Source organism: Gordonia effusa NBRC 100432, from assembly GCF_000241305.1.
Classification (GTDB): Bacteria; Actinomycetota; Actinomycetes; order Mycobacteriales; family Mycobacteriaceae; genus Gordonia; species Gordonia effusa.
Window position 1 is genome coordinate 1 of the sequence record NZ_BAEH01000010.1, and the last position, 10,296, is coordinate 10,296.

9 protein-coding genes and 1 pseudogene are annotated in these 10,296 nt (G+C 63.1%); 7 read left to right on the top strand and 3 right to left on the bottom strand.

Annotation, left to right across the window (positions count from 1 at the left end):
• The 3 genes and pseudogenes from GOEFS_RS01155 to pstB all read left to right on the top strand — a co-directional run.
• Positions 1-316 (top strand): annotated as a pseudogene (locus GOEFS_RS01155) (ABC transporter permease subunit); the annotation flags it as partial.
• 1 nt (position 317) lies between these two features.
• Positions 318-1,217, top strand: coding sequence for a phosphate ABC transporter permease PstA (pstA, locus tag GOEFS_RS01160; protein ID WP_007316027.1), 900 nt, complete (start codon positions 318-320; stop codon positions 1,215-1,217).
• A gap of 47 nt (positions 1,218-1,264) precedes the next feature.
• On the top strand, positions 1,265-2,041 hold the full coding sequence (gene pstB, locus GOEFS_RS01165) for a phosphate ABC transporter ATP-binding protein PstB (protein ID WP_007316028.1): 777 nt from the start codon (positions 1,265-1,267) through the stop codon (positions 2,039-2,041).
• A 121-nt stretch (positions 2,042-2,162) separates the two neighbouring features.
• On the opposite strand, the gene phoU is transcribed toward pstB, so the two are convergent.
• The 3 genes from phoU to dusB form a co-directional block, all read right to left on the bottom strand.
• The gene (phoU, locus tag GOEFS_RS01170; protein ID WP_040524218.1) at positions 2,163-2,828 is read right to left on the bottom strand and encodes a phosphate signaling complex protein PhoU; all 666 of its coding nucleotides are present in this window, start codon (positions 2,826-2,828) and stop codon (positions 2,163-2,165) included.
• Positions 2,829-2,910: 82 nt separating this feature from the next.
• The gene (locus tag GOEFS_RS01175; RefSeq protein WP_007316030.1) at positions 2,911-5,001 is read right to left on the bottom strand and encodes an LCP family protein; all 2,091 of its coding nucleotides are present in this window, start codon (positions 4,999-5,001) and stop codon (positions 2,911-2,913) included.
• A gap of 146 nt (positions 5,002-5,147) precedes the next feature.
• Positions 5,148-6,305, bottom strand: coding sequence for a tRNA dihydrouridine synthase DusB (gene dusB, locus GOEFS_RS01180; protein ID WP_040524220.1), 1,158 nt, complete (start codon positions 6,303-6,305; stop codon positions 5,148-5,150).
• Positions 6,306-6,383: 78 nt separating this feature from the next.
• Here dusB and GOEFS_RS01185 point away from each other — a divergent pair, with 78 nt between their 5' ends.
• From GOEFS_RS01185 to GOEFS_RS01200, 4 genes are all read left to right on the top strand, one after another.
• The gene (locus GOEFS_RS01185) at positions 6,384-7,157 is read left to right on the top strand and encodes a PaaX family transcriptional regulator C-terminal domain-containing protein (protein ID WP_050949725.1); all 774 of its coding nucleotides are present in this window, start codon (positions 6,384-6,386) and stop codon (positions 7,155-7,157) included.
• Positions 7,158-7,266: 109 nt separating this feature from the next.
• Positions 7,267-8,907, top strand: coding sequence for an acyl-CoA dehydrogenase family protein (locus GOEFS_RS01190; RefSeq protein WP_007316033.1), 1,641 nt, complete (start codon positions 7,267-7,269; stop codon positions 8,905-8,907).
• 30 nt (positions 8,908-8,937) lie between these two features.
• On the top strand, positions 8,938-9,957 hold the full coding sequence (locus GOEFS_RS01195; RefSeq protein ID WP_007316034.1) for a crotonase/enoyl-CoA hydratase family protein: 1,020 nt from the start codon (positions 8,938-8,940) through the stop codon (positions 9,955-9,957).
• A gap of 84 nt (positions 9,958-10,041) precedes the next feature.
• Positions 10,042-10,257 (top strand): hypothetical protein, encoded by a 216-nt coding sequence (locus GOEFS_RS01200; protein WP_007316035.1) that lies wholly within the window; start codon positions 10,042-10,044, stop codon positions 10,255-10,257.
• Positions 10,258-10,296 lie beyond the last annotated feature (39 nt).

Here is a 10,296-nt window from a genome sequence, read left to right on the forward strand (position 1 = left end):
TACCAAATGGGAGGTCGTGCGGATGGCAGTGTTGCCGTTCGGCTTCTCGGGCTACATCAGTGGTTCGATGCTCGGCCTCGGCCGTGCGCTGGGCGAGACGATGGCACTGTTCCTGATCATCTCGAACACCGGCCCCATCGACTTCAACCTCATGGAAAGCGGCGAGACCTTCGCGACGAAGATCGCGAACAACGCGGCGGAATTCGACTCGCCAACCAAGACCGGTGCCTTCATATCGGCTGGTCTCACCTTGTTTGTGCTGACGTTCATCGTCAACGCCGCCGCGCGGTCCGTCGTCGGCAGGAAGCAGAACTGATATGACGACTATCGATATCTCCGGCACGGGCCCGGTGAAAACACGTCCTTCGGGTTTCCAGCCGATCAGCGGTCGACGCAAGATCGTCGACCGGGGCGCACACGTCGCGGTGATCGTCGCCGTCGTGATCGCGATCATCCCATTGCTTTGGCTCGTTGGCACGTTGGTCTACAACGGCATCGAACCACTCCTCGACGCCGACTGGTGGTCGAGTTCGGAGCGGTATGGCGGTGCGCTGAACGCGATCATCGGCACCCTGATGCAGACGGCACTGGCCGCGCTCATCTCGGTTCCGCTGGGAATCTTCGTCGCCATCTATCTGGTGGAGTACAGCGACGGGAAATCCGTGCTGGCACGCGTCACCACCTTCATGGTCGACATTCTCTCCGGGGTGCCTTCTATCGTCGCCGCACTATTCGTCTACGCGGTCTGGCGTACGACCTTGGGTCTGCCTCGAATGGGCTTCCTCGTCGCGATTGCCCTTGTGCTGCTTATGGTTCCGCTGGTGGTTCGGTCCACCGAGGAGATGCTGAAGATCGTCCCGCAGGATCTGCGTGAGGCTTCGTACGCACTCGGCGTGCCCAAGTGGAAGACCATCTCGCGAATCGTATTGCCGACCGCGCTCTCGGGCATCGTCACCGGCGTGATGCTGGCCATTTCCCGCGTCATGGGCGAATCGGCTCCGGTGCTCATCCTTGTCGGCTCCACCAAGGCGATGAACTGGAATCCATTCGACGGAAATCAGGAATCGCTGCCGCTGATGATGGTGCAGCAATACAACAACGGTCCCGGCGCCTTCGAGAAGGTGTGGGGCGCGGCGCTGACTCTGGTCATCCTCGTCGCCATCGTGTACTTCGGCGCTAAATGGGTGGCGAAGATCTTCGCCCCCAAGACATCCTGATCGCCCGCTCGCGTACCCATCGCACGAACTCTGCAAGGACTTAACTCATGGCCAAGCGTCTCGACATCAAAGACCTCAACGTCTTCTACGGAAAATTCCATGCCGTCAAGGAAGTGACGCTGGAGGTTCCGCCACGCAGTATCACCGCCTTCATCGGACCGTCGGGTTGCGGTAAGTCCACGGTGCTGCGCACTCTCAACCGGATGCACGAGGTAACCCCCGGGGCGTACGCCACCGGCAAGGTGCTGCTCGACGGCGAGGATATCTACGGCAAGGACGTTGATCCGGTCAGCGTTCGCACAACCATCGGCATGGTCTTCCAGCGGCCAAATCCGTTCCCTACCATGTCGATTCGCGACAACGTCGTGGCCGGGTTGAAGCTGCAGGGCGTTCGTAACCGGTCGACCCTCGACGAGGTCGCTGAGCGGAGTCTCCGCGGAGCTAACCTGTGGAACGAAGTGAAGGACCGGCTGGACAAGCCGGGCGGCGGTCTGTCTGGTGGTCAGCAACAGCGCCTGTGTATCGCACGCGCCATCGCGGTCTCGCCCGATGTGCTGCTGATGGATGAGCCCTGTTCGGCGCTCGACCCCATCTCGACCCTGGCTATCGAAGACCTGATGGGTGAACTCAAGAAGGAGTACACCATCGTCATCGTCACGCATAACATGCAGCAGGCCGCCCGCGTCAGCGACCAGACCGCCTTCTTCAATCTCGAGGGCGTCGGGCAGCCGGGCCAGTTGGTGGAGATCAACGACACCGAGGTGATGTTCTCCAACCCGCTTAAAAAGGAGACCGAGGACTACATCTCCGGCCGGTTCGGATAGCCGGCGGCCGCGCGACCCTGCCCATTCGCAAACCCCACCTCACGCGACATTCCCGACACCAATCGGCGTCGGGAATGTCCGGTGAAGTGGGGTTTGCGAGTTAGGTGGGGGCTACCCGGGTTTACCGGCCAGCTTCGGCGAGTTGTTCCGGGGTCTTGCCGGTCGCCTGGAACACCACTCGACGTCCGATGAGGACGGCGTGGTCGGCGAAGCGCTCGTAGTAGCGGCCCAGCAGCGTCACGTCGACGGCGGCGGCGACGCCGTGGGTCCATTCGCGGTCCATCAGCACGGTGAATAGGTGGCGATGCAGATCGTCCATCGCATCGTCGTCTTCTTGCAGCGCGAGTGCGTCCTGCGGATCTTGCGAGTTCAGTACTTCACGTGCGTTACGCGCCAATTGCACTGCGAGACGGCCCATTTCGGCGAAATACCCATTCACCTCTTCGGGGAGCGCCTTCGCCGGGTGGCGGCGTCGGGCGACTTTGGCGACGTGCAGCGCGAGGGCGCCCATCCGATCGACGTCGGCGACAATCTGAAAGCCACTCACGATTGACCGTAGGTCGCCGGCTACCGGTGCTTGCAATGCCAGCAGTGCGAACGACTGCTCTTCGGCTCGCACGGAAAGCTCGGCCATTCGATCGTGGTCGCCGATGACCTGCTCGGCAACAGACAAATCGGCCTGGAGAAGTGCCTGGGTGGCACTCGCCATTGCCTGGCCGGCCAATTCACACATCTCACCGAGGACAGCATTAAGAGCAGCCATCTGCTCCTGGTACGCAGTTCGCATGTGTCTACACTACGTTCTTCTGCTTACCGATGGCATCGCAGAGGCGTGAACGGGGCGTGAAGCCGAACTGAATACGGGTCGCTTACTCGCAGGTGGTGTCACTCGCGTTGGTTACGGCGAGGTCGTTGGGCAGGTCGCTGGTCCCGGTAGTCGGCGGCAGTTGGTTCACGCTAATAGCGCTGCCCGCGGTGGGGGTCGAGTCCAACGAGCCGCTGTAGTCGCTACCGAGGATCACTTCGACGCCGGAGCGTACGGTGCGGTCGGGCTGGATCGACGCCCCAGGGAACAACTTAGCCAGGGTCGCGGCCGCATCCTGCTCGCCCGCGCCATAGCGGACGACGGTCTTTTCTTGTAGCTCCGACGCATCGGCGACGCCGCGAACATCGAAGCCCAGTGGTGTCAGCTGCTCGGAGACGTCGGTGGCCAGCCCGGTCTGTCCGGTGCCGTTGAGCACCCGCACGCCGACGTTGCCGGGGGACATCGCGGTCGCCGACACTTTGCCCGACTTCGACGTTCCGGCGGACGTGGTGGACGACGGGGCCGGACTGTTCGACGTCGACTTCTGCTGTTTCTTCTTTTCGCCGGGCAGCGGATCGTCGCTGATGATCGCGTTGAAGATGGCGTTGACGTCGTCGGTACGCGGAATCTCGTTATTCTGCCCGTCCGTCGAGGTTCCCGACGTCGGGATGGTCAGGAATGTCACTCGACCGGCCTCGATACCCTGCATCGACGACGCGAGGTCGATGAGCGATTGGGTATTCACGCCGTCAACGAAACTGTTGTGGATGAAGGTGTTGACGATGCCATCGAGTCTGTTCTTATTCGACAGCACATTGCCCGACAATGTGGCGCGTAGCAGCGACGACATGAAGAGCTGCTGTCGTTTGATGCGGCCGTAATCGCCATTGCCCTCGGTGGAAATAGTCCGGGCCCGCACATACCGAAGTGCGGTACGTCCGGTCAGTTTCTGTTTGCCCGCTTTGCGCAGGACCGTGCCGATTTCGTAGTCATAGAGCGGCGTTGTCGAGCACACTTCGACGCCGCCGACCTGATCGACGATTTTGCGGAATCCGCTGAAATCCATGCCGATGAAGTGGTTGATATTCAGCCCGCTCATCTTGGTCAGCAGTTTGACCAGGCACTCAGGTCCGCCTTCGGCGTATACGGAATTGAGCTTGACGTTGTCGGCGCCGGCGACCGTCTCGCCATACTGGCCGGTGTTGTTATTCCAGGCGCTGCAGTCGGGCCGGTCTACCTGCAAATCTCGCGGAAATGACACGGCGACAACACGACTGCGGTTGGCCGGCACGTTGACCAGGATGACGGTGTCCGAGCGCGCCCCTTCGACGTCGCTGGCGGTTCCGGCACCCACCTTGGCGTTCTTACCGCTTCGGGTGTCGGTGCCGACGATGAGATAGTTCTCGTCGCCATACTGGGCGGTCTTGTCCCGGATGTGCCCGTCGTCGGGATTGAGGGCCCTGACATTGTTCCAGTTTCCGTCCCAGGAACGTGTGGTGTTCCAGATATAGCCGGCACCGCCGAGGGCGACGATGCACACGATGGCGACCAAAATGCGGCCGGCGATGGTGGCATCGCGTTTGAACATCTCACCGCGGGTTCGGGCCGGTCTGCGGCGGGCGGTGGCCCGCAATTTCGCTGGATCGGGGAGCTCGGGAGTGGGTTCCAGTGGCCGGATATGGCCCTGACCACGAGATTCGGCGATGACACGGGCCGCGGTCGCAGCATCGGAAAGGTCTACCGGCGTATCCGCACCGACGGTGGGGATCTTGGTGGTGACGTCGTTGGATACCGGCCCGGCGTCGTAGCCCGGGCGGCGTCGTTCGTTATCCCGCCGGTCGGTACGTCGGGTTTCGGCGGTGACGCGGGGCAGCTGGCCCGTCGCATCCATTTGCGCCATCATCTCGCGTACCGTCACACGATTGCGATTGCGAACGTAGCGATCGCGGTTGCGCGGCTCGCGTAGGCGGTCGCCCTGCTCGTCGGCACCGGGCGTGCGGCTCGATGGGTTATGCGGCGAACCTGCTCCGCGGTTGGGGAACATCTGCGAGAACTCGGTGGGATTCGACTGGTTATCGGCCCGGCGACTACCTGAGCGCCGAGGAGGCTGAGACGGCTGCACCGGCTCGTCTGAGCCCGACGGCGTGTCAGTCAACGTTGCTCCTCATCGATCTCGCGGCCCCTCCGCGGCGTATGCGCGCACGCATCTATCGCCACGACGGTCCGCAGCGGATTGACCCATATTAATCGGTGGACCTGAGAATTCGACTTAGGTAACCGCCTGCGCGACCGCGTTGGGGACTATCCGCCACTGTGCATGACATCTGCACCCGAGGGGACAGTGGCGTCCTCGGGGTCATCGAGCCAACCGTGGGGCAGCGCTACTTTCCCGGGTGAGCCCTGCCGTCCGCGGGGGCCGGTGGCGTCGTCGGGGAACGGGATGTCGGGGTCTAGCTGGGCGATGAGACCGTTCAGTTCGGTCAGCGTCGACACCGATGCGAAGGCACGTCGTAGATCCGATCCGACGGGGAATCCCATCAGATACCAGGTCATATGTTTGCGCAGGTCACGTAGGCCGCGGTCCTCCCCGTGGTGTTCGGCGAGGAGCAGTGCGTGACGGGCCAGAATGGTTCCGACTTCGCCGAGGGTCGGCGGCGTCGGAAGTTCTTCACCGCGCAGTGCGGCCGACAGTTCGGCGAACAACCAGGGACGTCCGAGACAGCCGCGTCCCACGACAACGCCGTCGCATCCCGTTTGGGCCATCATGGCCACCGCATCGGACGCGGCGAAGATATCGCCGTTGCCGAAAACTGGGATGGTGGTCACAGCTTCTTTCAGACGTGCGATCGCCGACCAATCGGCGGTACCCGAATAGCGCTGAGCCGCGGTCCGGGCATGCAGTGCCACCGCAGCCGCGCCGTTGTCTTCGGCGATGCGGCCGGTGTCGAGGTAGGTCAGGTGATCGTCGTCGATGCCGATGCGGAATTTGAAGGTCACCGGCACGCCGGCTGGTTCGGCCGCCGACACCATCGACCGCACGATCTGACCGAAGAGTCCGCGTTTGTACGGGAGTGCGGCACCGCCACCGAGCCGGGTCACTTTGGGGACCGGGCAACCTAGATTGAGGTCGATGTGGTCGGCGAGTCCTTCGCCGACGATGATGCGGACCGCTTCGCCGAGAGTCTTCGGGTCGACGCCGTAGAGCTGCATCGATCGGGGCGATTCGTCGTCGTCGAAGGACATCATGTGCAGTGTTTTGTCATTACGTTCGACGACGGCCCGTGCGGTGATCATCTCGCAGACGTAGATAGCGTCGCGGCTCCCGTATTCGCGACAGAGGCGTCGGAACGCGCGGTTGGTGACGCCTGCCATCGGGGCGAGCACCACCGGCGGATCGACCGGATACGGTCCGATCCGCGCGCTGGTACGAGGAGATAGCGAAGTGCTCACGGGCACCATGGTCCCACTTGGGGCTGCCGGTAGGAAAATCCTCGACGGTGGAAGTAGTCGACGTCGCACTGCCCATACGATGACGTGATGAGTTCTCACCCGCGGCGGCCTGTGAAGATGACGGCACGCTCGGCCATCCTCAGCGCGTTGCTCGGCACTCATCCAGCGCGGGCTCGTGCGCAGCAGATCGTCGCTATCGCGGACGCGTTGGGGCTGCGCGAATCGGCTGCTCGGGTTGCGTTGACGCGGATGGTCTCGACCGGCGACCTCATCCGCGACGACGGTGTGTACACGTTGTCACCACGCCTGTTGGAGCGGCAGAAGCGGCAAGACCGCGCGATGGAGGTGCCGACCGGACCTTGGGCTGGTCAGTGGCGTATCGCCATCGCGCCCGATGCTTACGCCCAGGCAGCAGTGCCGGCCGCTGTTGGCGCCGCGCCGCTGAGCGATGTGTTCGGTTTTATGAAATTCGCCGAGGTCCGCGACGGTGTGTGGATGCGTCCGGACAATCACGATGCGCTGGCTATCGACGTCGCAGGTCGAGTCTCGTTGTTCTCGGCGGTACCGCAGGAGCCGTCGATTGACCTATCCGAACGGCTATTCGCTCCGGCTCGCTGGGCGGCCGACGCCGAGCTGATGCTCGTCGACTACCAGAATGCGGTCGGGGTCGCCGATCGCTTCGAGGTGGCCGCGACGATCGTCCGGCATATTCTCGACGACCCGCTGTTGCCGGCCGAACTACTACCGGACGATTGGCCCGGCGTTCGGCTCCGTACGACCTATGGCGAGTTCCGAACCGACTTCATCGAGTTCGTGAACGAGGTCATCGCCGCGAGTGGCGGACCGTCTATTACTCATTAACGATTTTTCTATTGATATGTGTAATAGGAGGACGTAGATTCTAAGGTGCCGGGCAGCCGCGGTCGTGGTTGCCAGCACGAACTCGCTGCTCTGTGAAGGGAACAAAGACATGGCCACGCATACGGTGATCAACCAGGTTCCGCCGTTGATCGACTACAACGCCGCCGAGCAGCCGACGATTACCGAAGCGGTCCACCGCGCGAGCGCCGACCACGCGCTCGAGGAACTTCACGAGGTCGGTGTGCTCGCGGGTTCGGCGCACGCGCAGGAGCTGTCCGATCGCGCCGAAGCCCATCCGCCGCAACTCATTACCCACGATCGATACGGCAACCGAATCGACGAGGTGGTCTACGACCCGAGCTATCACGAGTTGATGAGCAACGCCGTGCGGTTTGGCCTGCATGCCGCACCGTGGGGCGATACCAGGCCTAACCCACACCTGGTTCGCGCGGCCAAGATGAGCGTGTGGTCGACCACCGACGCCGGACACGCCTGCCCAATCTCGATGACCTATGCCGTCGTTCCCGCGCTGCGGGCCAACCCGGAACTCGCCGCGACCTACGAGCCGCTACTCATCAGCGGCGAATACGACCCTGGTTTGCGAATCCCGACCACCAAGCGCGGCTTGATCGCGGGAATGTCGATGACTGAGAAACAGGGCGGCTCCGACGTCCGGGCGAATACCACGACCGCTGTTCCGGCCGCCGACGGCAGCTATCGCATCACCGGACACAAGTGGTTCACGTCCGCCCCGATGTCGGACTTGTTTTTGGTGCTCGCTCAGGCGCCCGGCGGACTCTCCTGCTTCTTCGTACCGCGTGTACTGCCCGACGGCACCCGCAATACCTTTGCGCTGCAACGGTTGAAGGACAAATTGGGTAACCGTTCCAACGCGAGCAGCGAGGTCGAATACGACGACACCGTCGGCTGGATCGTCGGCGACGAAGGGCGAGGCGTGCCGACCATCGTCGAGATGGTCAACCTCACTCGATTGGACTGCACACTCGGCTCGGCGTCGAGTATGCGTGCCGGAACAACAGCCGCGACCCATCACGCGACCTATCGTCGGGCGTTCGGTGCGGCATTGGTCGATCAGCCGCTGATGCGCAACGTGCTCGCCGATCTCGCCGTCGAAGCCGAGGCGGCAACCACCGCCGCATTGTGGCTGGCGGAGTTGACCGACCAAGCGGTCGCCGGCGATGACCGCGCGGCGACACTGCGCCGGATCGCGCTGGCCGTGAGCAAATACTACGTCTGCAAACGCGCGCCCATTCATGCCGCGGAATCGCTAGAGTGCTTGGGCGGCAACGGATATGTCGAAGAATCGCGGATGCCGCGGCTCTACCGCGAGGCGCCGCTCATGTCGATCTGGGAGGGGTCGGGCAACGTCGCCGCACTCGATGTTCTGCGGGCCATCGCCAAACAACCACAGTCACTCGAGGTCTTCCTCGACGAGGTGAACAGGGCAGCCGGAGCCGACCGGCATCTCGACGCCGCGTTGGGCCGGCTAGCCGGCAGTTTCGCCGATCTCGGCGACCTCGGCTCGGTCCAGCACAACGCGCGCCGGCTCGTCGCCGATATGGCGCAGGTATTGCAGGGTTCCCTGTTGGTGCGATTCGGGAATCCGGCGGTCGCCGACGCCTTCACCGTCAGCAGACTCGGTGGCGATCACGGCGACGTCTTCGGCACACTGCCGTCCGGTGTCGACACCGCGGCGATCATCGAACGTGCGACGACGAAAGTCGGCTGATACCAACCTCATTGGCGAACGGAGAAGTTCTTGACCGACGACGACGATGGGCGGCCCGCTGCCTGGTACGAAGGATTGACGCAGCAGCCCGATTCGATATTCGACGGCCGGGAGCAGCCGGCAACCGATGTCAGCTATCGAACGCTGACCTATGAGGTAACCGGGCGGGTCGCGCGAATTACCTTCAACCGTCCGCGCGCCGGCAACGCCATCACCGCGGACACCCCGATCGAGTTGGCGGCGGCGGTCGAACGCGCAGATCTGGACCCGAGAGTCCACGTGATGCTGATATCCGGCCGTGGCAAGGGGTTCTGCGGCGGATATGACCTGTCGATCTTCGCCGAGAACGGCGGTGATCCCGAGCGGGGTGTCGACCCGACGACCGGCGGCGTGTTGGATCCGGTTGTGCAGGCACGCAATCACAACCCACACGGCACCTGGGACCCGATGGTCGACTACGCCATGATGAGTCGTTTCAATCGTGGTTTCGCCAGCCTGCTCTACGCGAACAAACCGACCGTCGCCAAGCTGCACGGGTTCGCGGTTGCCGGTGGCACCGACATCGCGTTGTACGCCGATCAGATCATCTGCGCCGACGACACCAAGATCGGCTACCCGCCGACACGCGTCTGGGGTATCCCGGCCGCGGGGATGTGGGCCCATCGCCTGGGCGATCAGCGTGCGAAGAGGTTGTTGCTGACCGGTGATTGCATCAGTGGCCGGCAAGCCGCCGATTGGGGACTCGCGGTGGAATCGACGCCTGCAACGGAACTGGACGCGCGCGCCGAGGCATTGGTCGAAAGAATCGCCCGGATGCCGGTCAACCAGTTGATCATGGCCAAGCTCGCGCTAAACAGCGCGCTCCTCAGCCAGGGGGTCGCGAATTCGGGAATGATCAGCACCGTATTCGACGGCATATCCCGGCACACCCGGGAGGGATACGCATTTCAGACGCGTGCTGCGACGGTCGGCTTTCGGGAAGCGGTGCGCGAGCGTGACGAACCGTATGGCGACTACCGGCGGGCACAATTCGATAGACCCGCCGACTGATTCCTACCGCGATGTGCGTGAAACGTGTTACAAATCACCCTGATCGATTTGTAAGTTACGTGAGCAAATTTCAGGAGGAGTCGCATGTCGGCCGCCGCGACGTCGTTGTCCACTACCGTGAACGCCCCGCTACCCGCGGAGTTCGCGAATCTACCGGAGGATGACCTCGCCAGGCTCGATTCGTTAGTGCGTGCGGCCGTGACGGCGCGGGCTGAGTCGATGGACCGGGCGATCAAGGGGTCGCTCAAGCACGCACCCAAGTTGGCGCGCCCGGCGATTCGCAAGGTGCTGGGACTATGAGCGCGATTGAGCTCGAACATGCGGCAGAGATAACCAAAC

Bases quoted from the DNA above. Each gene is read 5' to 3' on its own strand.
- pstA (WP_007316027.1), top strand. From the start codon at position 318: ATGACGACTATCGATATCTCCGGCACGGGCCCGGTGAAAACACGTCCT.
- pstB (WP_007316028.1), top strand. From the start codon at position 1,265: ATGGCCAAGCGTCTCGACATCAAAGACCTCAACGTCTTCTACGGAAAA.
- phoU (WP_040524218.1), bottom strand. From the start codon at position 2,828: ATGCGAACTGCGTACCAGGAGCAGATGGCTGCTCTTAATGCTGTCCTC.
- dusB (WP_040524220.1), bottom strand. From the start codon at position 6,305: ATGGTGCCCGTGAGCACTTCGCTATCTCCTCGTACCAGCGCGCGGATC.
- GOEFS_RS01185 (WP_050949725.1), top strand. From the start codon at position 6,384: ATGAGTTCTCACCCGCGGCGGCCTGTGAAGATGACGGCACGCTCGGCC.
- GOEFS_RS01190 (WP_007316033.1), top strand. From the start codon at position 7,267: ATGGCCACGCATACGGTGATCAACCAGGTTCCGCCGTTGATCGACTAC.
- GOEFS_RS01200 (WP_007316035.1), top strand. From the start codon at position 10,042: ATGTCGGCCGCCGCGACGTCGTTGTCCACTACCGTGAACGCCCCGCTA.